At 67.1% G+C, this 24,363-nt stretch carries 25 protein-coding genes; 17 read left to right on the top strand and 8 right to left on the bottom strand.

Features of this window, described 5'->3' with window-relative positions; translation table 11 throughout:
* The first annotated feature begins 71 nt into the window (after window positions 1–71).
* The gene (locus ACP69S_RS05980; protein WP_425995657.1) at window positions 72–269 is read left to right on the top strand and encodes a helix-turn-helix domain-containing protein; all 198 of its coding nucleotides are present in this window, start codon (window positions 72–74) and stop codon (window positions 267–269) included.
* On the opposite strand, the gene ACP69S_RS05975 is transcribed toward ACP69S_RS05980, so the two are convergent.
* The gene (locus tag ACP69S_RS05975) at window positions 244–996 is read right to left on the bottom strand and encodes a hypothetical protein (protein ID WP_425995656.1); all 753 of its coding nucleotides are present in this window, start codon (window positions 994–996) and stop codon (window positions 244–246) included. The two genes, ACP69S_RS05980 and ACP69S_RS05975, sit on opposite strands and share 26 nt — an antisense overlap.
* 137 nt (window positions 997–1,133) lie before the next feature.
* Here ACP69S_RS05975 and ACP69S_RS05970 point away from each other — a divergent pair, with 137 nt between their 5' ends.
* From ACP69S_RS05970 to ACP69S_RS05935, 8 genes are all read left to right on the top strand, one after another.
* Window positions 1,134–2,087 carry a DMT family transporter gene (locus ACP69S_RS05970; RefSeq protein WP_425995655.1) on the top strand — a complete coding sequence of 318 codons (954 nt, stop codon included), beginning with the start codon at window positions 1,134–1,136 and terminating at the stop codon, window positions 2,085–2,087.
* A 117-nt stretch (window positions 2,088–2,204) separates the two neighbouring features.
* Window positions 2,205–2,768 (top strand): glycine zipper 2TM domain-containing protein, encoded by a 564-nt coding sequence (locus ACP69S_RS05965; protein ID WP_425995654.1) that lies wholly within the window; start codon window positions 2,205–2,207, stop codon window positions 2,766–2,768.
* A gap of 213 nt (window positions 2,769–2,981) precedes the next feature.
* On the top strand, window positions 2,982–5,246 hold the full coding sequence (gene ptsP / locus ACP69S_RS05960; RefSeq protein WP_425995653.1) for a phosphoenolpyruvate--protein phosphotransferase: 2,265 nt from the start codon (window positions 2,982–2,984) through the stop codon (window positions 5,244–5,246).
* A gap of 156 nt (window positions 5,247–5,402) precedes the next feature.
* Window positions 5,403–6,440: a helix-turn-helix domain-containing protein gene (locus ACP69S_RS05955; protein WP_425995652.1), complete on the top strand. Its 1,038-nt coding sequence runs from the start codon at window positions 5,403–5,405 to the stop codon at window positions 6,438–6,440.
* Window positions 6,441–6,623: 183 nt separating this feature from the next.
* The gene (ispG, locus tag ACP69S_RS05950) at window positions 6,624–7,763 is read left to right on the top strand and encodes a flavodoxin-dependent (E)-4-hydroxy-3-methylbut-2-enyl-diphosphate synthase (protein ID WP_425995651.1); all 1,140 of its coding nucleotides are present in this window, start codon (window positions 6,624–6,626) and stop codon (window positions 7,761–7,763) included.
* Between the two features lie 146 nt (window positions 7,764–7,909).
* Window positions 7,910–8,323, top strand: a complete 414-nt coding sequence (locus ACP69S_RS05945; protein WP_425995650.1) for a hypothetical protein — start codon at window positions 7,910–7,912, stop codon at window positions 8,321–8,323.
* Between the two features lie 100 nt (window positions 8,324–8,423).
* A complete protein-coding gene (locus ACP69S_RS05940) occupies window positions 8,424–9,077 on the top strand; it encodes a hypothetical protein (protein WP_425995649.1) in 654 nt (217 codons plus the stop codon).
* The gene (locus tag ACP69S_RS05935) at window positions 9,061–9,192 is read left to right on the top strand and encodes a hypothetical protein (protein ID WP_425995648.1); all 132 of its coding nucleotides are present in this window, start codon (window positions 9,061–9,063) and stop codon (window positions 9,190–9,192) included. Before ACP69S_RS05940 ends, ACP69S_RS05935 begins: the two co-directional genes overlap by 17 nt.
* 105 nt (window positions 9,193–9,297) lie before the next feature.
* On the opposite strand, the gene ACP69S_RS05930 is transcribed toward ACP69S_RS05935, so the two are convergent.
* The gene (locus tag ACP69S_RS05930) at window positions 9,298–10,710 is read right to left on the bottom strand and encodes a PLP-dependent aminotransferase family protein (RefSeq protein WP_425995647.1); all 1,413 of its coding nucleotides are present in this window, start codon (window positions 10,708–10,710) and stop codon (window positions 9,298–9,300) included.
* Window positions 10,711–10,804: 94 nt separating this feature from the next.
* Here ACP69S_RS05930 and ACP69S_RS05925 point away from each other — a divergent pair, with 94 nt between their 5' ends.
* Together ACP69S_RS05925 and ACP69S_RS05920 are read left to right on the top strand one after the other, a co-directional pair.
* Window positions 10,805–11,410 (top strand): LysE family translocator, encoded by a 606-nt coding sequence (locus ACP69S_RS05925; protein ID WP_425995646.1) that lies wholly within the window; start codon window positions 10,805–10,807, stop codon window positions 11,408–11,410.
* A gap of 31 nt (window positions 11,411–11,441) precedes the next feature.
* Window positions 11,442–11,918 carry a molybdopterin-dependent oxidoreductase gene (locus ACP69S_RS05920; RefSeq protein WP_425995645.1) on the top strand — a complete coding sequence of 159 codons (477 nt, stop codon included), beginning with the start codon at window positions 11,442–11,444 and terminating at the stop codon, window positions 11,916–11,918.
* Between the two features lie 110 nt (window positions 11,919–12,028).
* On the opposite strand, the gene ACP69S_RS05915 is transcribed toward ACP69S_RS05920, so the two are convergent.
* On the bottom strand, window positions 12,029–12,934 hold the full coding sequence (locus ACP69S_RS05915) for a LysR substrate-binding domain-containing protein (RefSeq protein WP_425995644.1): 906 nt from the start codon (window positions 12,932–12,934) through the stop codon (window positions 12,029–12,031).
* A gap of 334 nt (window positions 12,935–13,268) precedes the next feature.
* Here ACP69S_RS05915 and katG point away from each other — a divergent pair, with 334 nt between their 5' ends.
* The 4 genes from katG to ACP69S_RS05895 all read left to right on the top strand — a co-directional run bounded on the left by katG (window position 13,269) and on the right by ACP69S_RS05895 (window position 18,042).
* Window positions 13,269–15,482: a catalase/peroxidase HPI gene (gene katG / locus ACP69S_RS05910; RefSeq protein ID WP_425995643.1), complete on the top strand. Its 2,214-nt coding sequence runs from the start codon at window positions 13,269–13,271 to the stop codon at window positions 15,480–15,482.
* A gap of 117 nt (window positions 15,483–15,599) precedes the next feature.
* Entirely contained in the window at window positions 15,600–16,034 is a 435-nt protein-coding gene (locus ACP69S_RS05905; protein ID WP_425995642.1) for a transcriptional repressor, read from the top strand.
* 176 nt (window positions 16,035–16,210) lie between these two features.
* Window positions 16,211–17,281, top strand: a complete 1,071-nt coding sequence (prfA, locus tag ACP69S_RS05900) for a peptide chain release factor 1 (RefSeq protein WP_425995641.1) — start codon at window positions 16,211–16,213, stop codon at window positions 17,279–17,281.
* Window positions 17,281–18,042, top strand: a complete 762-nt coding sequence (locus tag ACP69S_RS05895; RefSeq protein ID WP_425995640.1) for a pseudouridine synthase — start codon at window positions 17,281–17,283, stop codon at window positions 18,040–18,042. The genes prfA and ACP69S_RS05895 overlap by 1 nt, the downstream gene beginning before the upstream one ends.
* Window positions 18,043–18,049: 7 nt before the next feature.
* On the opposite strand, the gene ACP69S_RS05890 is transcribed toward ACP69S_RS05895, so the two are convergent.
* Window positions 18,050–18,811, bottom strand: a complete 762-nt coding sequence (locus ACP69S_RS05890; RefSeq protein WP_425995639.1) for a peptidoglycan-binding domain-containing protein — start codon at window positions 18,809–18,811, stop codon at window positions 18,050–18,052.
* Between the two features lie 305 nt (window positions 18,812–19,116).
* On the opposite strand from ACP69S_RS05890, the gene ACP69S_RS05885 reads away from it, so the two are divergent.
* The gene (locus ACP69S_RS05885) at window positions 19,117–19,782 is read left to right on the top strand and encodes a M23 family metallopeptidase (protein ID WP_425995638.1); all 666 of its coding nucleotides are present in this window, start codon (window positions 19,117–19,119) and stop codon (window positions 19,780–19,782) included.
* On the opposite strand, the gene ACP69S_RS05880 is transcribed toward ACP69S_RS05885, so the two are convergent.
* Window positions 19,754–20,509, bottom strand: a complete 756-nt coding sequence (locus ACP69S_RS05880) for a molybdopterin-dependent oxidoreductase (RefSeq protein WP_425995637.1) — start codon at window positions 20,507–20,509, stop codon at window positions 19,754–19,756. The genes ACP69S_RS05885 and ACP69S_RS05880 overlap by 29 nt on opposite strands.
* 69 nt (window positions 20,510–20,578) lie before the next feature.
* Between ACP69S_RS05880 and ACP69S_RS05875 the strand changes: the two genes are divergently transcribed.
* Window positions 20,579–21,178: a TetR/AcrR family transcriptional regulator gene (locus ACP69S_RS05875; protein WP_425995636.1), complete on the top strand. Its 600-nt coding sequence runs from the start codon at window positions 20,579–20,581 to the stop codon at window positions 21,176–21,178.
* 179 nt (window positions 21,179–21,357) lie between these two features.
* On the opposite strand, the gene ACP69S_RS05870 is transcribed toward ACP69S_RS05875, so the two are convergent.
* From ACP69S_RS05870 to ACP69S_RS05860, 3 genes are all read right to left on the bottom strand, one after another.
* Window positions 21,358–22,461: a winged helix-turn-helix domain-containing protein gene (locus tag ACP69S_RS05870; RefSeq protein ID WP_425995635.1), complete on the bottom strand. Its 1,104-nt coding sequence runs from the start codon at window positions 22,459–22,461 to the stop codon at window positions 21,358–21,360.
* Window positions 22,462–22,537: 76 nt separating this feature from the next.
* Entirely contained in the window at window positions 22,538–23,062 is a 525-nt protein-coding gene (locus ACP69S_RS05865) for a GNAT family N-acetyltransferase (protein ID WP_425995634.1), read from the bottom strand.
* A gap of 28 nt (window positions 23,063–23,090) precedes the next feature.
* Entirely contained in the window at window positions 23,091–24,320 is a 1,230-nt protein-coding gene (locus ACP69S_RS05860) for a YihY/virulence factor BrkB family protein (protein WP_425995633.1), read from the bottom strand.
* Window positions 24,321–24,363: the final 43 nt, after the last annotated feature.

Raw genomic sequence — 24,363 nt, 5'->3', positions numbered from 1 at the left:
AGCCGGCATGAGCCAGAGCCGCTTCTTCGCCGCCTTCCGCGCGGCCCTGGGGCCGGACGCCGCACGGCTGATTGGCCGATGCGCGGCTGCGGGCGGCCCAGCGGCTGCTGTCGGACACCCGGCTCTCCATCGCCGAGATCGCGGTGCGGACGGGGCACTGGGACCAGAGCGCCCTGACGCGCCGGATGCGCGGGGCGCTGGGGGTGACGCCGGGGGTGTGGCGGAAGTCGCGCGCTGAGAGCGCTATCGATCAGCCACGAAATAGGTGATCTTTTCCGGAGATTCCACGAACGTTGCTCCAGGATCAGGCCGACCTCGCACGACCCTAGCCTCTGATGCGACATAGCCGGGCAGGATCAGGAAGCTCTGTGTCCAGTTCAGGATGAACTGTTTCCCATCCGGCATTTCGATAAGGGTGGGAGCGTAGCCCATTCTCACCTCCTCCGCCTGCGCGGTTGCTATTCTCACCTCGATGGGAAGGGCATGGGGGCTGGGGTAAATGTCCAGAACTTCAGAAGCGAGGCGGGTCGTGCGCCAGTCTTCCACGGGGGCGTCACGTTGAACGCAAATATAGGCTAGATCGAGTTTTTCACCACCTTTGATGATGACGCCGCACGGCGTGCACCCATACTGGCGGCCGTTGCCGTAAAGGTCGGGAGGCGTCCGACGGATAGCGTCTGCCTTCACCTCGATATGCAAAGGTAGAGGTAGCGGAGCGTTGTTCCAGACCTGTACGACCTGAAGTCGATCTTCAGAAACTATCGACATCGTTTCGGCTGCGCCGTCCAAATACCAGTGATGAGAACAGACCGAACACTGGAATAACTGACCGCTCCTCAAAATAGTCTTAGGTTTGAGGGCCTTTCGACGGCGTCGATCATCCGAATCCCCGCGCTCCAAGGCGTAGGGCCAGTTGAACGATATCAAGCCGCCGGCACCACATGCGTTGCAGACTGTTTTGCCGCCAATGCGACTGGTGCCGACGACTGTGATCAAAATCCACCTCACCCTTTAGGAACTTCACCATGCTTAGGTTGGGTTGCGGGTGGCAAGCTCAACCCACGAGAACCCCCGCCCAAACTTCAGGAGCTTTCGCCAAGCCAACCACCCCGGCCACCTGCTAACCCAGCCCCATGACCGACCCCCGCCGCCTCACCCTGGGCCTGCTGTGCGGCCTGATCGCCGGCGCCTTTTGGGGCGGGGTGTTTCTGGCGCCGTTGGTGCTGGCCGACTTCACGCCGCTGCAGATGACCGCCGGGCGCTATCTGGCCTATGGCCTGGCGTCGCTGGTGTTGCTGGCGCCCACGGCCCTGGCGGTGTTTGGGCGGATGACGGGCCGGGACTGGCGGGATCTGGCCTTGCTGAGCCTGCTGGGCAACCTGATCTATTATGTCGGCCTGGCCGTGGCGGTGCAGAACGCCGGGGTGGCGGCGGCGTCGCTGATCATCGGGCTGCTGCCGGTGACGGTGACCCTGGTCGGCGCCAGGCCAAATGGACTCGGGGGCGAGGGCGTGCCGCTTCGGCGTCTGGCCGCGCCGCTGGCCCTGCTGGCGACGGGGGTAGTCTGCATCAATATCGACGTGTTCAGGAGCGGGGAGGGGGCGCCCGCGCCGCGCCTGATCCTGGGGGTGCTGGGCGCGGTGCTCGCCCTTGCCTGCTGGACGGTCTACGCCGTCTGGAACGCCCGCAGGCTGGCCTCGACGCCGAATTTCAACAGCCACGAGTGGTCGCTGTTGACCGGGGTGGTCACCGGCGCGCTGTCGCTGGTGCTGATCGTCCCGGCTTTCCTTGTTGGCGGGGCGGGGCATGGGTCCAGCGCCTGGACCCTGTTTTGGGGTATCAGTCTGGCCGTGGCCTTGGGCGCCTCGGTGATCGGCAACGGCCTGTGGAACGCCGCCAGTCGGCTGCTGCCGCTCAGCCTGTCTGGCCAGTTGATCGTGTTCGAGACCCTGTTCGCCCTGCTCTACGGCTTCCTGCACGAAGGCCGCTGGCCGCGTCCGCTGGAGAGCGTCGCCATCGCCCTGATGCTGGCCGGGGTGCTGTGGTCGGTGTCGCTGCACCGGCCGTCGGCGGCAGCCCCAACATGACCACCACCTGAACACGCGCGTTCAGATCGGGTTCAAGCGGCGGCTCCTAAAACGGACATCAACAGCGCCGCACCGGACTTTCCGGATCTGGCGACGCTTCCCGAAAGGAGCACTGCCATGAACACCGTTTCCAAGACCCTGATCGCTGGCGCCATCACCGCCGCCATGGTCCTGCCCGCCTCGGGCGCGTTTGCCGGCGAAAAGACCAACAAGGCCATTCTTGGCGCCGTGATCGGCGGCCTCGCCGGTGCGGCCCTGGGTGACGGCAACAAGGGCGCTGTCGTCATCGGCGCCGCCGCTGGCGCGGCCATCGGGGCCTCGACCGCCAAGGACAAGGACGATCGCCGCTACAACAGCAGCTATCGCTCGCGTCCGGCCTACAACAACTACTCGCAGGGCTACCAGGTCCGTGACCAGCGCGACAACCGTGACAACCGTTACGGCCAGCGCGGCTACGACACCCGCTACAGCCAAGCCGGCTACGACACCCGCTACAGCCAGCGCGGCTACGACACCCGCTACAGCCAGGCCGGCTACGACAGCCGCTACAATCAGGCCGGCTACGACAGCCGCTACGGCCAGAGCGCCTATGACGCCCCCTACGGCCAGGCCGGCTATGACAGCCGTTACGGTCAGAGCGGCTATGAGCCCCGCTACTACGGTCAAGACAACCGCCGCTAGGGACTGATCCCACCCCACGGCGAAGACTTGCGCCGCTCCCTTCATCAGGGGGCGGCGCTTTTTCGCGCCTGACGCGAGACAATCTTTACGCAAGGTCGCCGCGACCGCTGTTCGATCCGCGAAATCTGCTATAGCGCGCTTAAGAGCCGAAGCGGCTTCTTAACCCATCGCGCTTTCAGTCGGGTTAGATCGCTCCGGACAGAGGGAGAGCGCATGGCGGCATCCGGTATCGCCGTTCGAGGACCGCGCAGCCTGCTTCGGCAGATTCGCGAGGCCATGGCCGGGGGCGCGCTCGCCCAGTCCAAGCTCGACATGGTGGTGCGCACCATCGCCATCTCGATGGTGGCCGAGGTTTGCTCGATCTATCTGCGCCGCGCCTCTGGCGATCTGGAACTGTTCGCCACCGAAGGTCTGTCCCCCGAGGCCGTCCACGTCACCCGGCTGAAGCCCGGCGAGGGTCTGGTGGGCGAGACCATGCGCATCGGCCGGCCGCTGAACCTGTCGGACGCTCCCAACCACCCGGCCTTCGCCTATCGCCCGGAAACCGGCGAAGATCCCTACCACGCCTTCCTGGCTGTGCCCCTGCTGCGCGGCGGCCGCTCGATCGGCGTGCTGGTCGTCCAGAACCGCACCGAGCGGGTCTATGGCGAGGAAGAGGTCGAGGACCTGCAGATCATCGCCATGGTGCTGGCCGAGATGGTCAGCTCCAGTGAGCTTCTGGGTCTGGCCGAGCTCAAGGACGTCGAGATCGCGCCCCACAAGCCCGAGCGGCTGAAGGGCGCACGCTTCGCCGAGGGTCTGGCCTATGGCGTGGCCGTGCTGCACGAGCAGCCGGTGGCGCCCGAGCAGCTTCTGTCAGACGATCCGGTGGCGGAAGAGGCTCGGCTGAAGGTGGCCGTCACCGCCCTGCAGAGCCAGATCGACGAGATGCTGGACGGTCAGGGCGGCCTGGTCGGGGCATCGTATGAGGTGCTCGACACCTACCGCCTGTTCGCCCACGACCGGGGCTGGAACCGGGGTCTGGAAGAGGCCGTGCGCTCGGGGCTGACCGCCGAGGCGGCGGTGGAGCGCGTGCGTTCCGAGCACCGCGCCCGTCTTGGCCAGGCCCGTGACCCCTATCTGCGCGAGCGCCTGCACGATCTGGAAGACCTGAACGACCGCTTGCTGCGCCACCTGTCGGGTGATGTCCACGCCGTGCGCAAGCTGCCCGACGACGCCATTCTGATCGCCCGGAACCTGGGTCCCGCCGATCTGCTGGAATATGACCGCACCAAGCTGAAGGGCATTCTGCTCGAGGAAGGCTCGGCCGCCAGCCATGCGGGCATCGTGGCCCGAGCGCTGGATATTCCCTGCGTGGGCCGTCTGGCGGGTCTGCGCGACCGGGTCAGCGAGGGCGACCCCGTGGTCGTCGACGCCGAGACCGCCGAAGCTTGGCTGCGTCCGCGTCCCGATGTGGTGAAATCGCTGCGGGCCCGGATGGAGGTCCGCGCCCAGCGGAAGGTCGAGTTCGCCCGCCTGCGCGATACGCCGGCCTTCACCAAGGACGGCGCCAAGGTCACCCTGCTGATGAATGCGGGTCTGGCCGTCGATCTCGACATTCTGAGCGAAACCGGCGCCGAGGGCATCGGCCTGTTCCGCACCGAGTTCCAGTTCATGGTCGCCGAGGAGATGCCTCGCCTGGAGGCTCAGACGGCGCTCTATGAGAAGGTTCTGGAAGCCGCCAACGGCATGCCGGTGACCTTCCGGACCCTGGATCTGGGCGGCGACAAGCTGCTGCCGTACATGGAGATGGAGCGCGAGGACAATCCGGCCCTGGGCTGGCGCGCCATCCGCATGGGCCTGGATCGTCCGGCCCTGCTGCGCATGCAGATCCGGGCGCTGATCAAGGCCTCGCGGGGTCGCGAACTGCGGATCATGTTCCCGCTGGTGGCCAGTGTGGACGAGTTCCGCGCCGCCCGCGCCTTTGTCGACCAGGAAGTGGCCTGGGCCCTGAAGCGCGGCCGCCCCGCACCGGCCCGTCTGGATGTCGGTGCGATGATCGAGGCGCCCTCGCTGCTGTGGCACCTGGACGCGCTTTTGCCGATGACCGACTTTGTGTCGGTCGGCACCAACGACCTGATGCAGTACCTGTTCGCCGCCGACCGGGGCAATCCGCGCATGGCCGACCGCTATGATCCGCTGTCGCCGGCGGCCCTGCGGGCGCTGAAGACCATCCAGCAGGCCTGCGCCGATACCGGCACGCCGGTGTCCGTATGCGGTGAAATGGCGGGGCGGCCGCTGGAGGCTTTCGCCCTGGTGGCCCTGGGTTTCGACCGTCTGTCGATGCCGCCGGCCGGCATCGGACCGGTCAAGCAGATGGTGCTGTCCTGCGATCGCGAGGCCGCCCGGCGAAATGTAGAAGCCCTGCTGAAGGGATCGGGCGGATCGCTCCGAGGAGAGATTGAAACCCTGGCGCGCAAACTCTACGTCGCCATTTGATTTGATGGTCGATTAACCAAGCTTGGCTTTTTAGTGTATTGAATACCGCTACTTAGTTTGATATCCACAAAGGATTGTTAAGAACTTCGTGCAAGACGAAGTGGGGTGGGGCGCGCGTTCGCGCGTTACGCGATTTTTTGGGGTGATATAGCCGCAATGCCGCTGGATACGGGCAGTGTCAGGCACTTGCATCTGGTCTCGGACGCCGAACCCGATGAGGGCTTCGTTGCGGTGGGTCAGCCGTCGGTCGACGAGGGCGTCGATATCGGCGCCGCCTTGCGCGCCGCCCGGACCTTCCGCGGTCTCACCACCCAGGACGTGGCCGACGCCACGCGCATCCGCCAGAGCTATATCGACGCCCTCGAGGATCTGCGGCTGGAAGAGCTGCCCTCGCGTCCGTTCACCATCGGCTATGTTCGCGCCTATGCCCAGCTGCTGGGCTTGGACGGCGAAGCGGCCGTGCTGCGCTTTAAGAGCGACGCGCCCGACGAAGGCGGCGAACTGCGCGCGCCGGTCGGCGTGCGACACGAGCGCGATCCGCGCCTGGCCCTGATCCTGATCGCCGGCATGCTGATGGTCGGCGCCATCGTGCTGTGGAACGTGGCGCAGCGCGCCATGGAAAAGGACGCTCCCACCAGCCAGATCGCCGAAAATACCGCTGCTCCGCGTTCGGCCTCGGCGCCTGCCGGTTCGGCGGTGTCGCTGGGCGCGCCCCTGCCGGCTCCGGTCGAGTCGACCACGCCCGAGCCCTACAAAACCCCCGGTCTGGACGATGCCGCCGCCAATGGAGGTTCGGCCGACGCCGCCAACGCCGCCTCCAAGGCGCGCGCCACTGCCCTTGCGGCCGGTGAAGGCGTGATCGACGCCGCCCATGTCGCGGCCCTGGGCTCCAGCTTCAAGCCGCGCGGCGCGGTGCACGGCGCCGCCGTCGCCGACAGCTCCGGCGTCATCCTGCTGGCGCGCAAGGCCGCCACCCTGGTGGTTCGCGGCGCCGACGGCTCGGTCCATTTCGCCCGCCAGCTCAATGCCGGCGAAGCCTTCCGTGCGCCCCGCACGACAGGCCTGACCGCCGACGTCTCCGATCCGAGCAATTTCGACGTCTATTCGGGCGGCGTGCTGACCGGTCGCCTCGTCGCCAGCCAGACCGGTCTGAGCAAGCTGGTCAAGCCGGCGGCGGCTCCGGTTCAGCCCTGACCGCTCTTCCCGGCGAAAGCCGGGACCCAGATCGGATCCAGAGACTTCCCGATATCGGCGCCGTCGAATGGCGCGCCATCCCAGACACTCAAGCTGAATATGGGCCCCGGCCTTCGCCGGGGAGAGGAGGATTGGGGTAAGGATAGCCTTGGGTTCCGCGCGCAAAAGCCCTAGATTGCCGCCATGGCCGCAGACCACACTCACATTCGCCCCTGGCGCTCCATCGAGCGCCGCGTGTCGCGCAAGATCCGCGTCGGCAATGTCGAGGTCGGGGGCGACGCGCCCATTACCGTCCAGTCCATGACAAACACCCTGACCAGCGACGCCGCCGCGACGCTGGAGCAGATCCGTCAGCTGGAAGAGGCCGGCGCCGACATCGTCCGCGTCAGCTGTCCTGACACCGACTCCACGGCTGCCTTCAAGACCATCGCCCGCGAGTCCCGCGTGCCGCTCGTGGCCGACATCCATTTCCACTACAAGCGCGGCATCGAAGCGGCCCAGGCTGGCGCGGCCTGCCTGCGGATCAATCCGGGCAATATCGGCTCGGCCGACCGGGTTCGCGACGTGATCCAGGCGGCGCGCGACTATGGCTGCTCGATGCGGATCGGCGTCAACGCCGGCTCGCTGGAGCGCGAACTGCTGGAAAAGTACGGCGAGCCGTGCCCCGACGCCATGGTCGAGAGCGCCCTGAACCACGCCCGCATCCTGCAGGACCACGACTTTCACGAGTTCAAGATTTCGGTAAAGGCGTCAGACCCGTTCATGACGGTGGCGGCCTATCACCAGTTGGCCGAGCGCATCGACTGCCCGCTGCACCTGGGCGTCACCGAGGCCGGGGCCCTGCGCACCGGCACGGTCAAGTCGTCCATCGGCATCGGCTCGATGCTGTGGGCCGGCATTGGCGACACCATCCGCGTCAGCCTCGCCGCCGACCCGGTGGAAGAGATCAAGGTCGGCTTCGATATCCTCAAGTCGCTGGGCCTGCGCCATCGGGGCGTCAACATCATCGCCTGCCCGTCCTGCGCCCGTCAGGGCTTCAACGTCATCAAGACGGTGGAGGCCCTGGAAGAGCGCCTGGCCCACATCAGCCAGCCGATGTCGCTGTCGATCATCGGTTGCGTGGTCAACGGCCCAGGCGAGGCCCTGATGACCGACCTGGGCTTCACCGGCGGCGGAGCGGGCTCGGGCATGGTCTATATGGCCGGCAGGGCCGACCACAAGCAGTCCAACGACGGCATGGTAGACCACATCGTCGAGCTGGTCGAAAGGCGCGCGGCCGAGCTGAAGGCCGCCGCTGAGGCCGAGGCCATCGCGGCGGAGTAGGGCCAGGAGTGGCGTCAAAGGCCACGACGCGCGCTTCTACCGAAGGTGGCAAGTCTGTTGACATCTGCTAATTCGGGTTGAGTATGCCCCGAAGAACTACTGATGGTTCACGCCGTCGCGTCTGACGGTGGCAGGAGGGGGCTTACATGCGTTCATGGCTTACAGGACTGATGGCGGTTGCGGTTCTCGCGGGGGCCTCAAGCGCGCTCGCGGGCGACGAGGGCAACGCAAAGGGCGAACGCAGCCTGGCCAAGATGGTCGAGGGGCGCGTGGCGGGGGAGCCGATCGACTGCATCGATCCACGCCGCTCCCTGATGATCGATGTCATCGACAAGACGGCGATCGTCATTCGGATGCCGGCCGGCATTGTCTATGTGAACCGTCCGGAGATGGGCGTGGCCGCGCTGGATCACGACTCCATCATCAACCCCCGCACCAACGGGGTGCGGCTGTGCCGGGGCGATGCGGTGGCCATGGTCGATCGCGGTGGCAAGGGCTCGGCGGGTTCGCGGGCTTCGGTGAGCTTGGGCCAGTTCGTACCCTACACAAAAGAAAAGTAGCCGGCCCAGGCGGACGGTCGCGGATTACCGAACCTTAAGTGGCAAGGGTTTCGCCACTGGGGTCAGATGCGATCGTTCGAACCGCCCGGGGTCTTTACACATGCATATCGTCGCGCGCGCCCTGCTGGGCGTGGCGCTTGGGCTCGCCGTCGGCGCCGCCTCCGCCCAGGCCGCGCCGGTCGAGGTCAAGGTCGGTCAGCCCCTGGCCCGGTTCGGCAAGATCAAGCCCGGCGTCCACCGCTATCTGCGCTACAAGCAGGCGGGCGGGACCTGGACCCCGGCTGACATCTGGACTCGCGAAATCCGTATCGAGACCCAGGACGGCCAGCCGCGACTGCACATCGTCCAGCACTGGGACAGCGGCACGACGCCGGCGGCCAAGACGATGAATTCCTGGTTCGAGGTCGGGACCTTCGCGCCGATCACCCACGTTCGCCGCTTCACCAAAGACGGCCAGACCAAGGTCGAGGGTTACGCCTTCACGGCGGATCGCGTCGTCGGCCTGGTCGATCTGCCCGACAACGCGGCCAAGACCTATGACGTCGCCGCGCCGGTCAGGACCTTCAACTTCGAGACCGATACGGAGCTGTTGCAGGCCCTGCCGTTGAAGGACGGCTTTGAGGCCAGTATCAATTTTCCTGCATCCCGGCGGGGGCGCCCCCGCGCCCTACCTGTTCAAGGTGACAGGCTCGGAGGTGCTGACCACCCCGGCCGGCGGCAGGATCGACTGCTGGGTGATGACCACCGACTATAACCGCTCGGACTTCCCCCCGACCCGCTTCTGGCTGGCCAAGGACAGTCAGGTGATGGTCAAGGTGGTCTCTCCGCTTCCAGACGGCTCGGCGGTCGTGAAGGTGCTGCTGTACTAGCCGTTTCAGCCCAGCGCGGTCTGGATCGGGACCCCGCCCTTGCTTCACCGATGTGGGCGGTTGCAGTGGCCGTGGGAGGTTCCGGGCTGGGTCTGCGAAGCGACCTTAGATCACCGCCCGCGACCGCTCGTCCACATCCGCCACCGCCGCCGCGACGATCCGCAAGGCTCGTTCGAGTTCTTCGCGATCCCGCGCCGCGCCCAGGCACAGGCGCACGCCCGTCGTCAGGCCCGGCGCCACCACCGGAGCGGAGGGTGGTGTCAGTTCCACCCCGCCGCGCAAGGCCCGACCCGCGAGCCGCTCGGCGTCCAGTTCCGACATCGGCAGCCAGACATGCGGGGCGCTGGCCGACATCGGGGTCTCGATGGCGTCGCCCAGGATCTCACGCGCCATCGCCAGGCGGGCGGTCATCTCGGCCTGAACCTCGGCGACGATGGCGTCGGCCGTGCCGTCCTCGATCCACTGTGTAGCGATCAGCCCGCCGAAATTGGGCGGGGCGTAGCTGAGGGCGCGGACGGTGCGCAGGACCCGGTCCATAGGGTCGCCGGGCGGGACGATCAGGAAGCCGGTGCGCAGGCCGGGGGCCAGGGACTTCGAAACGCCCGAGACGTGGAAGGTCCGCTCCGGCGCCAGCGCCGCGAAGGGCGGCGGGGCGTCCGGCGCATAGACCGCATAGATGTCGTCCTCGATGATCATAAGGTCGTGCTTGCGAGCCGCGGCGACGATCTGGGCGCGGCGGCCGGCGCTCATGATCCGGCCCGTGGGGTTTTGCAGGGTCGGCTGGATGGTCACGGCCTTGAAGGCGCCGGTGGCGGCGGCCTCGTCCAGGGCGTCGGGGCGCAGGCCCTGGGCGTCCATGGCAAGGCCCTTGAGCCCATAGCCCATGTGCTCGGCCAAGGCCTTGACGCCATAGAAGGTCGAGGCCTCGCACAGCACCGTATCGCCCCACCGCGCTACGGCTCCGAAGGCCAGGGCCAGGGCCTGCTGGGCGCCGGCGGTGCAGACCAGACGGGTCCAGTCGGCGCCAGCCAGGCCGCCGCTGCGCTCCAGCCAGGCTGCCCCCGCGCGGCGCTGGACCTCCAGCCCTGCCGAGGGCGCATAGTCCAGATGGTCGAGCAGGTCGCCTCGCCGCCGCAGCCGGGTCAGGGTGTCGGCCAACCGCGCCCGGGCGGGAGCGTCCGGCGCGATGTTCTGCGACAGATTGATCAGGCCGCCGTGGTCGTTGGCGCGCGCCTGGGCCCGCGTCCCGCCGCGCACGAAGCTGCCCCGTCCCACATGAGCCTCAACCAGCCCGGCCTTTTCGGCCTCAACATAGGCGCGGGTGACCGTGCCCAGACCCAGGCCTAGGCGATGGGCCAGATCGCGCTGCGGCGGCAGGCGCGCCCCGGCGGCCAGGGCGCCGGCCTCGATGTCGGCGCGCAGAGCCTCCAGCAGGCGCTCATAGATCGGCGCATCGCCGGGCGTCAGCGATGGGGTCCAGTCTACAAGGGTCAGCGAGGGCAGGGCTGGAGGGGGCATGCGCGCTCCGATATTGTCACCATAACAATACGCTTTTTGACTCATGGATCAATCGAGAACATCTCTGTGACATTCTCGATCCCGGAGTCCCGCCATGACGCCCGACCTGCTGCTCGCCTCCGTTCTGTTCGCCTTCGCCACCGCCGGGACGCCCGGCCCTAACAACATGATGCTGCTGGCTTCGGGCGCGAACTTCGGGTTCCGCCGCACCATCCTGCACATCCTGGGGATCAGCGCGGGCCTGGGTGTGATGGTGGTGGCGATGGGCTGGGGGCTGTCGGGGGCGTTCAAGACCTTCCCAATCCTGCACGAGATCCTCAAATGGGCCGGGGCGGCCTACATGCTGTGGCTGGCCTGGAAGATCGCTACGGCCACGGGAATCAATGACAAGTCCCCCACCGGCCAGCCGATGACCTTCCTGGAGGCCGCCGCCTTCCAGTGGCTGAACCCCAAGGCCTGGGCTATGGCGCTGGGCGCCGCCACCACCTACACGCCGGAAGGCAGTGGCAGCCTGACCGTGCTGATTCTGGCCGGGACCTTCATGCTGCACGGCGCGCCGTGCAGCGCCGCCTGGGCGGGCTTTGGCCAGGGCCTGCGGCGGTTTCTGGACCGGCCAGCTATCCTGCGGACCTTCAATGTGAGCATGGCCGTGCTGCTGGTGGCGTCGCTGTATCCGCTGATGACCCAGCTGAAGGCGTGACAGAACCGGGGAGGGGCGCCACGCTGACGGCATGCGCATCCTCCTCGCCCTCGCGGCAACCCTCGCCCTGCTTGCCTCGCCCGTCATCGCTCAGGACCTCAAGGTCACCGTAGCGGGCCGCGACACGGTGGTGCTGACGCCCGCCGAGGTGAAGGCTCTGCCGCGCGCCAAGGCGACGATCCAGGTGAAGGGCCAGCCGGTGGTCTATGAAGGCGCGGTGCTGCACGGGGCCCTGCTCAAGGCTGGCGTGGTTTCGGGCGAGCGGCTGATGGGCCGCTATCTGAACCAGATCGTCGTGCTGCGCGCCGCCGACGGCTTTTCCAGCATCCTGTCGATCGCCGAAACCGACCCGGTCTATCGCGCCAATCCGGTGATCCTGGCCGACACGGCGGGCGGCAAGCCGCTTGACGCCCGGGAGGGGCCGTACCGCGTGGTGGTTGACGGCGACCTGCGGAACTCGCGATCGCCCAAGGGCGTGGTGGCGGTCGAGGTCAAGGCCGGCTTCTAGAGCCCTTTCCGACCTGATGGCTTCATCAGGGTCGGGCGAAAAGGTCTCTAAATCAGAAGTTTAGAGCGTTTGTCGATCCGATAACCGTTTCACGCTTATCGGAAAACGCCCTAGACCATGCCAGCGGCGGCGCCTTGGGCGAAGCCGCGCAGGCGCTGGGCGATGATCTCGCCCACAGCTTCCACGGCCGGGCGGCCCGGGAAATTGGCGCGCCAGACAATCCGCACCGTCCGGCTCGTTTGCTCGGCTAGCGGGCGAAGGACAATCCCCGCATCCTGCGCAGCCCCGGCCGCCAGGCCTGGGACCAGCGTTGTGCCATAGCCCGCCGCCACCATGTTGAGCAGGGTCGACAGGCTGGCGGCGCGCAGCGGGCCGCTCAGCGCACCGCTTTGCCCGCAGGCCGCCAGGGTCTGGTCGCGCAGGCAGTGGCCATCGGCCAGCACCAGGATGTCGCGCGCGAGATCGCTCTCGCTAACCACCGCCCGGTCGGCCAGCGGGTGGTCCGGCGGCAGGGCCGCGAGGAACGGCTCGTCAAACAGGGGCTGACTGATCAGGTCTGGCCCGTCAGTCTCGGTGGCCAGCAGCGCGGCGTCCAGGTTATGGGCGCGCAGTCTTTCAAGCAGCGCGCTGGTCTGGTCCTCCCAAGGCTCGACCTCAAGGTGAGGCAAGGCCTCACGCAGCGGCGCAAACACCAGGGGCAGCAGGTAAGGAGCCAGTGTCGGGATGATCCCCACCCGGAAGCGTCCGGCCATGGGATCGCGAAGATTGCGCGCTGTGGAGAGGATCGCCTCGGCTGCCGTCACCGCGGCGCGGGCGTGGCCGATCAGCTGCAAGCAGGCCACCGTCGGGGTTACCGCCTTGCTGGCGCGCTCGAACAGGGAGACGCCGACCAGCTCCTCGAGTTTCCGGATCTGGACCGAAAGCGTCGGCTGGCTGACGCCGCAGGCTCTGGCCGCCTGACCGAAATGCTCATGCTCGACCACGGCGAGAAGGTAGCGAAGGTCTCGAAGGTTCATCGGCGCACTCGAAATTTCACCATAGGCTATGCCTATCGCATCGATCGAGTTTTGGCGCTTCTCTTTATCGTGTGGATGGGCAAATACTAGCTTGGCCAGGCGGTCCCCAGAGAGCGCCACCAGGGAGGCGCAACAGTAAACACGACACCAACCTGGACTTCGGCGCGCCCGTCGCCGCGACAGCAAGGCCACACTCCCGGTGTGGCGGCGGCTGGACGGCGGTCATCTCAGGGTTCGTGTGTCCCCCGTCAGGAAGCGGGTCTGTCTTCCGAAATCGTCGCGGCCCCTATCAGAGAGGCCACGTCAGTTACAGCAGCCAATATCGGAGCCAGATATGGACGGAAGCGACATCGTCGAACCCACGAGCAAGTGCCCCCTCAAGCACGGCGTACGGTTCCACACCAGTTTTGGCGGCCGGTCGAACCGCGACTGGTGGCCCAACCAATTGAACCTGAAGATCCTGTCGCAGCATTCGTCGCTGGTCAGCCCGTTCTCGCCGACCTTCAGCTATGCCGAGCAGGTCGAGAAGTTGGATGTCGAGGCCCTCAAGAAGGACCTGGCGGCGCTGATGACCGACTCGCAAGAGTGGTGGCCGGCCGACTATGGGCACTACGGTCCGTTCTTTGTTCGCATGGCCTGGCACAGCGCAGGCACCTACCGCACCGGCGATGGTCGCGGGGGCGCAGGCTCGGGCACGCAGCGCTTCGCGCCGCTCAACAGCTGGCCCGATAACGGCAACCTCGACAAGGCCCGCCGCCTGATCTGGCCGATCAAGCAGAAGTACGGCAACCAGATCAGCTGGGCCGACTTGATGATCCTTGCTGCCGACGTCGGCATGGAAACCATGGGCTTCAAGACCTTCGGCTTTGGTTTCGGCCGCGAAGATGTCTGGGAGCCGGAAGAAGACGTCCATTGGGGGGCCGAGGATACCTGGCTGGGCGACGACCGCTACAAGGGCGAGCGCCAGCTGGACAAGCCGCTGGCCGCTGTCCAGATGGGTCTGATCTACGTCAATCCCGAGGGTCCCAACGCGGTGCCCGATCCGCAGGCCTCGGCCCATGACATCCGCGAAACCTTCGCGCGCATGGCCATGAACGACGAAGAGACGGTGGCCCTGATTGCGGGCGGCCATACCTTCGGCAAGGCCCACGGCGCGGGCGATGCGGCGCATGTCGGGGTCGAACCCGAAGGTGCTGGCATCGTCGAGCAGGGCCTGGGCTGGCGTAACGTCTGGGAGAGCGGCAAGGGCGTTCACGCCATCACCAGTGGCCTGGAAGGCGCCTGGACGCCCAATCCTATCGCGTGGGACAATGGCTATTTCGACACCCTGTTCGGCCACGAGTGGGAGCTGACCCGCAGCCCGGCCGGCGCCCAGCAGTGGACGCCCAAGGACCCGGCCGCCCGCACCCTGGTGCCGGACGCGCACGATCCCAGCCGTCGCCACGCCCCGATGATGGCCACCACCGACATCGCCTTGCGGGTCGATCTCTCCTATGCCGCGATCTCCAAACGGTTTCATGAGAACCCTGACCAGTTCCAGGACGCCTTTGCCCGGGCCTGGTTCAAGCTGACCCACCGCGACATGGGCCCGATCGCCCGCTATCGCGGCCCGCTGGTGCCCCAGGAAGAGCTGATCTGGCAGGACCCGGTTCCGGCCGTGGATCACCCGCTGATCAATGCGGCCGACATCCGCGACCTGAAGGCCAAGGTGCTGGCCTCGGGCCTGTCGGTCTCGCAACTGGTCGGAACGGCCTGGGCCTCGGCCTCGACCTTCCGTGGCTCGGACAAGCGCGGCGGCGCCAACGGCGCCCGCATTCGCCTGGAGCCGCAGCGCAACTGGGCGGTCAACCAGCCTGCCCAGCTGGTAACCGTGCTGGCCACGCTGGAAGGCATCCAGGCGGCGTTCAACGCCAGCCAGACCGGCGGCAAGAAGGTGTCCCTGGCCGATCTGATCGTGCTGGCGGGCTCGGCGGCTGTCGAATTGGCCGCCAGGGCCGCCGGTCAAGAGGTGGAGGTCGCCTTTACGCCGGGCCGCACCGACGCCTCCCAGGCCCAGACCGACATCGAGTCGTTCTCAGTGCTTGAGCCCACTGCCGATGGGTTCCGCAACTATCTGAAGACCGAATACACCCTGACGGCCGAGGAACTGTTGATCGACCGGGCGCAACTGCTGACCCTGACCTCGCCCGAAATGACGGTGCTGGTTGGCGGCCTGCGGGTGCTGAACGCCAATACCGACCAGTCGTCGCACGGTGTCTTGACCGCGCAGCCGGGTGCGTTGACGAACGACTTCTTCGTCAACCTGCTCGACATGCGCACGGTGTGGGCCGCAACGTCGGAGGACGAAGCCGAGTTCGAAGGCCGCGACCGCACCACGGGCGAGCGCCAGTGGACCGGCACGCGGGTGGATCTGGTGTTCGGGTCCAACTCGCAACTGCGGGCCCTGGCCGAGGTCTATGCCCAGAGCGACTCCAAGGAAAAGTTCGTCACCGACTTCGTGGCGGCCTGGACCAAGGTGATGAACTTGGACCGCTTCGACCTCGCCTGATCGGTGAGGAATGGGACTGGACGCGGCTGACCCCAGCCGCGTCTAGACTTCAAGGTCGGGGCCAGATCACGGCGACGCACGACCGCGATCACCCCGGCGCCTTGGGAGGAGACCTGGATGCCCCACGCCGTGGAAGCTGCGTTCCGCGAGGAGCTGCGCCGTGCTGGCCTGCCCGGCCATGGGCCGCTGCCGCGTCTTCTGGCGCTATTGCGTGGCGCGTCCGAGACCCACCTTACCCTGCCGGAGGTGGCCGACATCGCCGCCGAGACCGGCCTGGCGGTGACTCTGACCGACCTGACCCGCCACCTGGAATCTCTGGCCGACCATGGCCTGATCGGTCGACTGCCCACAACCACCACCGACCTGGTGTTCGACACCGTCGCCGAACCCCATTCGCACCTCGTGTATGAAGAGGCCGGCCAGGTGATCGATCTGCACGTCTCGGCCGACACCCTGCTGGCCATGGTCCGCAAGGCCCTGGCCGAACGCCCGGACGGCGTGGAGATCACGGTGCGCTATCGCCGTAACGCGGCTGGCCCGGATGGCTTCTGATCTCCTAATCCCGCAGGCAGCGACAGCCGCAGAGCCAGTCATTCCTTGGCGCGTTGCAAACTGACGCCGCTGCGGGACTGGAAAGGCTAAAGGTCACACAGCCTCCTGGGGTGACGCCGCCCTCCGCGGGAGGTACAGAGACCGCCCGATCCCCCTCAAATGCGTGACGTCACCCCTTGCGACTGCCCCAGGCCCGACTCGACCAGGTTCTCGACCGTTTCCGCGAAGTGGAGGCCCGCATGGGCGCTGCGTCGGACGGAGCCGAGATCGTCAAGCTCTCCAAGGAGCACGCCGAACTGCGGCCGGTGGCCGAGGCCGTCGAGACCCTGGCCAAGCTGGCCGCTGAGCGCGCCGATCTGGAAGAAATGGCCAGCGACCCGGAAATGGCCGCCATGGTCCGCGACGAGATGCAGGCGCTGGACGAGAAACTACCCGTCCTTGAGCACGAGCTGGCCCTGATGCTGGCCCCCAAGGACAAGGACGAGAACGCCTCGGCCATTCTCGAAGTCCGGGCCGGCACCGGCGGCGACGAGGCGGCCCTGTTCGCCGGCGACCTGTTCCGCATGTACCAGCGCTACGCCGTCAGCCAGGGTTGGCGCGTCGAGGTCGACAGCATCTCCGAGGGCGAGATGGGCGGCTACAAGGAAATCATCGCCTCGATCACCGGCGACGGGGTGTTTGGCCGGCTGAAGTTCGAGAGCGGCGTGCACCGCGTGCAGCGCGTTCCCGAGACCGAAGCCCAAGGCCGCATCCACACCTCGGCCGCCACCGTCGCGGTGCTGCCCGAGGCCGAGGATGTCGAGATCGAGATCAACGACAGCGACATCCGCATCGACACCTACCGCTCGTCGGGCGCCGGCGGCCAGCACGTCAACAAGACCGACTCGGCCGTGCGGATCACCCACTTGCCCACGGGCGTGGTGGTGACCTCGTCGGAAAAGAGCCAGCACCAGAACCGCGCCCGGGCCATGAAGAACCTGAAGGCCCGCCTGTACGACATGCAGCGCGAGGCCCTCGACACCGCCCGCTCCGACGCCCGCAAGAGCCAGGTCGGCAGCGGCGACCGCTCCGAACGCATCCGCACCTACAACTTCCCGCAAGGCCGGGTCACCGATCACCGCATCAATCTCACCCTCTACAATCTGGGCAAGGTGATGGAGGGCGAGGCCTTGGACGACGTGATCAAGCCGCTGATCGCCGAGGACCAGGCCGCGCGCTTGGCCACCCTCGAAGACGGCTACAACTGATGGCCTTCACGCGCACTTACGACGAGGACGAACCCCAGCGGGTCAACAAGTGGCTGGCGCAAAGCGGTGTCTGCTCGCGCCGCGAGGCCGAGGCCCTGATCGCCGACGGCCTGGTGTCCATCGACGGCGAGACCGTGGAGGATGTGGGTCGCAAGATCCTGCCGGGCCAAACGCTCGTCCTGGCCGACCGCGCCACCGCCAAGCTGGATTCCAGCCTGACGATCATGATCCACAAGCCGGTCGGCATCGTCTCGTCCCAGCCCGATCCCGGCCAGATCCCGGCCGTGCGCCTGCTTAAGCGCGAGAACCTGTGGGCCCACGAAGCGACGATCCCCAACTTCAGCAACCGGCTGGCTCCGGTGGGCCGGCTGGACATGGACTCGCGCGGCCTGCTGATCCTCTCGGAGGATGGCGTCGTGGCCAAGGCCGTGATCGGCCCGCAGTCGGAGCTGGAAAAGGAATACCGCGTCGCCATCATGGGCGAGATCACCGAGGAGAAGCTGGAGCTGATGCGCTTTGGCCTCGAACTGGACGGCCGCGAGCTGCGTCCCGCCCATGTCGAACTCATCTCTGATCAACGCCTGCGCGTCATCCTTCAGGAAGGTCGCAACCGCCAGATCCGCCGAATGTGCGAACTGCTGGAATGGAAGATCGTTGACCTATTCCGTGTGCGGGTCGGGTCCCTGACCCTGGGGGATATGCCCGAGGGCTACTGGCGGCCGCTGACGGCCGATGAGCGGGCGGACCTGATTGCGGGTTGAGGCGTCGCTACTGAACCTGGAAGATGATCGGCACCGCGACCATATGACCCACTACGGAGCGGCCCTCGACGTCGATGGTCTCCACCCGGAAGAGCCGTGACAGGCCAAGGGCCGCGCCGCCGAAGCCGTAGCCTTCCGGCTGTTGCGATAGAGTAATGCACAGGTTCAGCGTGCCGTCCTCGCCGATCGCGCAGCGGATCATCGCTTGGCCGGGGATTCGGTGGATTCGGGCCGTCTCTGGATAGTAGCCCGCATAGTCTTGCGGGTTGGGCGTGACCCGCCAGGTCGGCGGGCGGAACCGGGGGCCGATCAGATGGACCGGCGGCGGCGCGATCAGGCCCAACTCCACCAAGGTCTGGCTGTCGAGCACACCGGTGTCGGCCAAGCCCACCGATCTCTGGAACGCGCGCACCGCCAGCTCGGTCTGCCCGCCGGGTCGCCCGTCGATCGGGCCTACGATGTAGCCGAGCGCGGTGAGTCTAATTTGCGCTTTGACGACCAGGCTCAGAGGTTCGGCCGGCGCTGGCCGCGTTGGCTGCTGTGGCGGCGGCGGGGCGGGAGCGGACAGGGGAGCGGCGGGCGCCGGTAGCGACCAGGACTGCGCGCGGCGGTCGTAAGGGCTTGGGGAGATAACCGCTTTACCCGCCGGACGCTTGGCGGCGGGCCGGACGTCCGATGCGGCTCGTGCGGCAGCAGGGTGTCCCAGTCGAAAGCCTGTCGTCGCGATCAGCGCAAGGCCTATGCCCTGGCGGGCGAAATCACGCGACATTTGACGCTCCGACTTGACCGTAACTTTGCGCTAGGTAGCCGATTTTATCAATGCGCGTCCTCTCGTAAAAATCGCGCTGGCGTTGCATGTCCGGACTCGGCGCGAGCGAGGCATTATTCGATCTAAAGTATCGATTGATGTTCGTGGCGAAATGTACGGCGCGGCTTTGTAAGCGTTAGCTTTAGCTTGAGATGAGGTAAAAGGCCGCGCTGCAAATATCGCCACGTCTTCGCCATATCTGAACGCTAGGTCGCCCTGCACCGCCCAAATTCGAAAATGATCCAACAACGACTGAAGGTCACTTGATGCACGCTGCCGCCGCGAAGAACATCACCCCTGCGGCGCGTTGCGTGATCGGTCTGGCGACAGTGTTCGCGCCCATGGTCGTGGCGGCCATGGAGCATCCCGACGCTGCTCGCCCCAACTCCACGCCCATCGTCCGACGCCTGCTGGCCGAGATCGCCGCCAAGCCCCATAGGCCGGTCCGCAAGGAGCTGGTCTGGAGCGGCGCCGACGTCGACGGCGACGGCGCGGCCGACTTCGTCAACCCGACCGGCGCGGCCCCGCGCGGCCACGACGACTTCGGCGACGGCGAGTTCGGCGCCCGCCGGGACGGCGGCTCGCGCAGCCACGAGGGCGTCGACTACACTGCCATCGCCGGCCAGAAAGTAGCGGCTCCGATCTCGGGCTATGTCACCAAGATCGGCTATGCCTATTCGGGTTCGGCCGATCTGAAGTTCGTCGAGATCACCAATCCGGCCCTGGGCTACGTCGCCCGCGCCTTCTACATCTCGCCCGGCGTCGAGGTCGGCCAGACCGTGCGCCTGGGCCAAGCCATCGGCCGCGTCGAGAGTCTGCAGGGCCACTATCCCGGCATCATCGACCATGTGCATCTGGAAGTCATGGAACCCGGCGGCGACCGCGTGAATGCGGCGGAGCTGATTACCTCGAAGCTGGTGGCGAAGGCGTAGGGTCCGAGGCGGCGCCGCTCTTCGGATCATTCACTTGACCCGCCTTCTTGGGCCTCGCGTGGAGCGCCCGCGCAAAACGGGCTGCCGTGGGCGCGATCAAGGGGCGATAGACGAACCGCAGGAACCCGCCCGGCAAGCCCACGCCGCGTTCCTCATGATCCACTCGCGCGCGCGGGTGGATCATGAACCGCGGCCCCGGGGCACGATAGCTGCGGGGGTCGATGTCGAACTCGATAGCCGTCAGATGCTTGACGCTCTTATAGCCGTAGTGCGCCGGCGCCACGAGGCGCAGCGGCGCGCCGTGCGCCAAGGGAAGCTGCTCGCCATCCAGCCGATCGGCGAGCAGTACATCCTCGCGCAGAAGATCGGATAGCGGCAGAGCTGCGTGGTATCCGTCGCCGCCTCGGAGTACGACGAGCCTTGTCGGGTCAAAGACCGTGATGCCAAGGGCGGAACAAAAGTCCGCGAATCCTACCCCGTCCCAGCGATGCCCGAGGCTGCTCCAGGTCGTAACGCAGTGAAAGTCGCTGACCTGGCTCCGTCGTGGCAGCTTCGCCCAGCACTCCGAGTCCAGTTCGGTCAGCGTTCGTCCATCCTGGCGCACGACGAGGCGCACATGGTCCGGATCTGAAGGGAAGCGGGCCGCATAGCGGCTCGACCCGAACCGTGGAAAACCGGTCAGGGCGTGCTGCCCCGGTGGCAGGCCTCGAATTTCTTCCCGCGCCATAACGACCCCCAAATTCTCGATGTTAGCGTGCTACTTGTTTTAGATAGTGGAGTCTATTATCAAGAATGGATGCCACGTCCCGCCAAGTTCACCTCGCGAGAAATCCTTGACGCCGCCGCAAGGATTGTCGCTGTCGGAGGGCCGCCGGCCGCCACCATGGGTGCTATCGCCCACGCACTGAAAGCCCCGTCCGGATCTATTTACCATCGGTTCGCCTCGCGCGATGAACTCCTCGGCCGCCTATGGCTGGACAAGATCGCGGCCTTTCAAACCGGCGCGCTCGCGGCCCTCGCTCACGAGGCGCCCCAGGAAGCGGCGATCGGGGCGGCGCACTTCGTCCTGAACTGGGTGCGCTTGGATCCGGAGGCGGCGCGCATCGTGATTACGCACCGGCGTGCGGAGTTTGAAGGCGCCGGATGGCCGCAGGACATGGCTGCGGAAGCCCGACGGCTAGGCACAGCGTTGGAAGAGGGTCTCGACGCCATCACCTATCGACTGTTCGGCGCCATTACGCCGGACCTCCGCCAAGCAGCCCGCTTTTCGATTGTCGATATCCCGTATGCCGCGGTCCGTCCGCACATTGCCAGAGGAGAGCCGCCGCCGTTGTCCCTGGACCCTCTCGTCCGCGCCGCGGTGATAGCGAGCTTGGACGCCGCGCGACGGCGCTGAACTGTGGATAACCTACGCCCGTCCACGATCGTTGCGCAGGCAAGCGGACCCCCTCGATGTCCACCAGGTCCGCAACCCACCCTTTGCCGAATACCGAAGGTTGGCTCTGAGCAATCCCGTCATCCCGCGACTTGTTCGCGGTGTGACGGCTTGGTGAAAGCGGGCGGCGGTTAACCCACCTACCCATACACCCCCGTCCAACCCCTCCGCCGCGCCAGGATCATCGCCCCGACGACGAAGGCGCCGAACAGGCCGCCCTCCAGGCTGCTGGTGACGATCTGGCTGAGCGGGCCAAGGCCGTTTTCGCCAAACAGGGCGCCGATCTGATCCAGGCGCAGGCGCGAGCCGGGGAACTGGCGGATCAGCAAATCCAGACTCCCGCCCATCAGTCGCCCGCCCAACTGGGGGATCAGCGCGCAGGCCCCGGCCCCGGCCAGGCCCGCGGCAGCCATGGCGCGTCGCAGCGAGACGGGGCTTGGTCCTCGGCTGCCCAGCCAGGCGCCCAGCCCGATCGCGCCGCCCAGCAGCGCGCCCTCGAAAGCCCCTGTGATGTCGCCCGGCGTGCGGCCAAACAGCAGGTCGAAGGCGTCCAGGCCAAACAGCTTGACCACCGCGCCCACGATCAGTCCGCCGGCCCCGCCGCCCAGTATGCTCCACGGACCCAGCCGACCACCGGCCTGGCTGGTCGCCGCTATGCCAAAGCCCACGCCCGCGCCCCCCAGCAGGCCGACGAACAGGGTCAGGCACACCAGGACCAACAGCACGGAAAGGCCGCTGACCCCGCCGTGGGGCGACTGCGCGGCGCTCGCCAGACCATAGGCCAGGCCGCCCAGCGCCCCTGCCGCCCCGCCGCCGATCATCCCGGCCGCGCCGAGCCGCAGGAGCCGCCGGTCGGGCAGGGAGGGCGGGACGTTGAGGGGAGCCGTCGCTGCGGCCGGGGTCCTGGGCGCATGCTCCACCCACTTCACCGGTGCGACGAAACGGTAGCCGTGCCTGGGCGCGGTGGCGATGAAGCGCGGGCTGGCGGCGTCGTCGCCCAACTGCTTGCGCAGGGTCCGGATGCACTGGGTGAGGGCCTCGTCAGTGACGGACGCGCCACGCCAGACCTCGTCCGGAAAGCGGTCCTTCGAGACCAGCTGCCCGTGCTCGCGCACCAGCAGGATCAGGGCGTCGAGATAGCGCGGGTTCAGCGCGACGGGCGTCTCGTCCCGCCGCAGCTGGCGGTCATGGGGATCGAGGATAAAGCGCTCGAAGCGAAAACTGCCGGGGACCAATGTCTGCAAAACCTTCAGGAAACGCTCTCGAGCCAGATCGAAGCCTCACCCAGGCTGGGGACCAAGGCAATCGGCAATGGCGGGGTTACAGCGCCTTCTTCAGCACCAGGAACTTCAGGCCCTCGACCTTGGGCTCGCCAAAGCGCGCATCGCCATAGGGGAAGGGTTCGCGATCGCCGGTCGGCTGATAGCCCCGACGGCCATACCAGGCGATCAGGGTGTCGCGGCCTTCGATGACGGTCATCTTGCCGGTCTTGCCGCCATGGGTGCGGGCGTGATTTTCAGCCGCCTCGATCAGCTGGCGGCCAAGGCCCTCGTCCTGGCGCTCGGGATCGACCGTGACCATGCCGATCATCCAGACATCGCCCGGCAGGGGCTCGACCCAGATACAGGCGAGGGGCGCGGCCGAGGCGGTCTCGCGCAGGGTCAGGATGGTGGAGCCCGGCTTGGTCGCCAGATCGGCGCGCAGGGTTTCCAGGTCGGTGCGCTGGCCGCCCAGCAGGTGGGTCTCGCTGGTCCAGCCCTTCTCGGCGCTCGAGCCGCGATAGGCCAAGTTGACAAGATCGGCGATGGCGGGAAGGTCGTGGTCCTGGGCGGCGACGAGCAGCATGCGGGGCTCCGGCAAACGGGCCGGCACGCTAGCCTTCCGGCGGCGCTTGTCCAGACCGGCGCACCTTGCCCCAGGCCTGGCCGGCGACGCGGCGCGCCACACCGGTTTCGCGCTTGATCATCTCCCAGGGATGGAAGGCCAGGCCCACCGTGTCGGCCATGGCCGCGCCGCGCTCGCCCATCGGCCGCTCGGGCCCGGTGGTGGAGTCGATGGCAGTCTGATGCTCGATCTCGGCGTTCAACTCGGCCCCCACCAGCACGGCCATGATCGAGAACCAAACCCAGACCATGAAGGCGATCACTGCCCCCAGCGTGCCGTAGGTGGCGTCGAAGTGAGCCACCTGGCTCACATAGACCGAGAAGCCCAGCGACCCCACCAACCAGCCGCCGGACGCCAGCAGCGACCCGATCACCACCCAGCGCCAGCGGGCCCGGGCGCGGCAGGGGGCGAAGCGATAGAGGATGGCGAAGGCGCCGGCCGTCATCAGCCAGACCAGCATCCAGCGGATGGGAGCCCAGATCTCCATCAGGGCAGACAGGTGCGCTCGCTCCAGCAGGACCGGCGTGGCGATGAGAATGACGGCGGCGAGGGCCGCATACAGAACGGCGCAGAAGGTGAAGACATAGGTCAGCGCCGTGCGGGCGACGACGTTGCGCTTCTCCTCCTCGTCATAGGCGATGTTCAACCCGTCGAAGAGCACCCTCATGCTGGCGCTGGCGCTCCACACCGACAGCAGCAGGCTGACGGCGAAGGCCACGCCCAGCTTGGCCTGCTCCTGGCTGGCCAGCCGCAGCATCTGCTCGCCGACGATCTGGATGACGCTGGCGGGAAAGATCCCCGACATCTCGCTCAGCTGTTTCTGGACGGCCGCGACATCGGCGAACAGGCCATACAGCGAGACGAAGGCGCCGATGGCCGGGAACAGGGCCAACAGGGTGTAGAAGGTGACACCCCCGGCCACGGCGGGCAGGCGGTCGACCGTGATCTCGCGCCAGGTGCGCCACAGGATGTCGCGCCAGCCCAGCAGGGGGATGTGGCGTGGATGCTTGGCGGCCCGGCCGCGCATGGGCTCGACCGCATCGAAATCGTCTGGCGGCAGGACGCGGTCTTCCGACAGCCCGGGCGGCGGCGCGCGGACGACAGGCTTGGCAAAGGCGAATGGCGCCAGCGCCAGCAGCACGATCCACGGCGTCAGGCCGTAGGGGCGCGAGGCCAGCCAAGCGCGCAGGGGTTTTTTAGGCTCTGGCTTGTCGGTCATGCAGTCTCCCGCCGAAGGAAAGCGTGAGCACAGGGGACGTTCC

It is taken from the genome of Caulobacter sp. DWR1-3-2b1, from assembly GCF_049895765.1.
Lineage (GTDB): Bacteria > Pseudomonadota > Alphaproteobacteria > Caulobacterales > Caulobacteraceae > Caulobacter.
The sequence above is the reverse complement of the archived record's forward strand: the minus strand, read 5'-3'. Positions and strand labels throughout refer to the sequence as shown.

What these genes read in the sequence shown, in the direction of transcription:
- ACP69S_RS05970 (WP_425995655.1), top strand. Translation starts at nt 1,134, where the DNA reads ATGACCGACCCCCGCCGCCTCACCCTGGGCCTGCTGTGCGGCCTGATC.
- ACP69S_RS05965 (WP_425995654.1), top strand. Translation starts at nt 2,205, where the DNA reads ATGAACACCGTTTCCAAGACCCTGATCGCTGGCGCCATCACCGCCGCC.
- ptsP (WP_425995653.1), top strand. Translation starts at nt 2,982, where the DNA reads ATGGCGGCATCCGGTATCGCCGTTCGAGGACCGCGCAGCCTGCTTCGG.
- ACP69S_RS05955 (WP_425995652.1), top strand. Translation starts at nt 5,403, where the DNA reads ATGCCGCTGGATACGGGCAGTGTCAGGCACTTGCATCTGGTCTCGGAC.
- ispG (WP_425995651.1), top strand. Translation starts at nt 6,624, where the DNA reads ATGGCCGCAGACCACACTCACATTCGCCCCTGGCGCTCCATCGAGCGC.
- ACP69S_RS05945 (WP_425995650.1), top strand. Translation starts at nt 7,910, where the DNA reads ATGCGTTCATGGCTTACAGGACTGATGGCGGTTGCGGTTCTCGCGGGG.
- ACP69S_RS05940 (WP_425995649.1), top strand. Translation starts at nt 8,424, where the DNA reads ATGCATATCGTCGCGCGCGCCCTGCTGGGCGTGGCGCTTGGGCTCGCC.
- ACP69S_RS05935 (WP_425995648.1), top strand. Translation starts at nt 9,061, where the DNA reads ATGACCACCGACTATAACCGCTCGGACTTCCCCCCGACCCGCTTCTGG.
- ACP69S_RS05930 (WP_425995647.1), bottom strand. Translation starts at nt 10,710, where the DNA reads ATGCCCCCTCCAGCCCTGCCCTCGCTGACCCTTGTAGACTGGACCCCA.
- ACP69S_RS05925 (WP_425995646.1), top strand. Translation starts at nt 10,805, where the DNA reads ATGACGCCCGACCTGCTGCTCGCCTCCGTTCTGTTCGCCTTCGCCACC.
- ACP69S_RS05920 (WP_425995645.1), top strand. Translation starts at nt 11,442, where the DNA reads ATGCGCATCCTCCTCGCCCTCGCGGCAACCCTCGCCCTGCTTGCCTCG.
- ACP69S_RS05915 (WP_425995644.1), bottom strand. Translation starts at nt 12,934, where the DNA reads ATGAACCTTCGAGACCTTCGCTACCTTCTCGCCGTGGTCGAGCATGAG.
- katG (WP_425995643.1), top strand. Translation starts at nt 13,269, where the DNA reads ATGGACGGAAGCGACATCGTCGAACCCACGAGCAAGTGCCCCCTCAAG.
- ACP69S_RS05905 (WP_425995642.1), top strand. Translation starts at nt 15,600, where the DNA reads ATGCCCCACGCCGTGGAAGCTGCGTTCCGCGAGGAGCTGCGCCGTGCT.
- ACP69S_RS05895 (WP_425995640.1), top strand. Translation starts at nt 17,281, where the DNA reads ATGGCCTTCACGCGCACTTACGACGAGGACGAACCCCAGCGGGTCAAC.
- ACP69S_RS05890 (WP_425995639.1), bottom strand. Translation starts at nt 18,811, where the DNA reads ATGTCGCGTGATTTCGCCCGCCAGGGCATAGGCCTTGCGCTGATCGCG.
- ACP69S_RS05885 (WP_425995638.1), top strand. Translation starts at nt 19,117, where the DNA reads ATGCACGCTGCCGCCGCGAAGAACATCACCCCTGCGGCGCGTTGCGTG.
- ACP69S_RS05880 (WP_425995637.1), bottom strand. Translation starts at nt 20,509, where the DNA reads ATGGCGCGGGAAGAAATTCGAGGCCTGCCACCGGGGCAGCACGCCCTG.
- ACP69S_RS05875 (WP_425995636.1), top strand. Translation starts at nt 20,579, where the DNA reads ATGCCACGTCCCGCCAAGTTCACCTCGCGAGAAATCCTTGACGCCGCC.
- ACP69S_RS05865 (WP_425995634.1), bottom strand. Translation starts at nt 23,062, where the DNA reads ATGCTGCTCGTCGCCGCCCAGGACCACGACCTTCCCGCCATCGCCGAT.
- ACP69S_RS05860 (WP_425995633.1), bottom strand. Translation starts at nt 24,320, where the DNA reads ATGACCGACAAGCCAGAGCCTAAAAAACCCCTGCGCGCTTGGCTGGCC.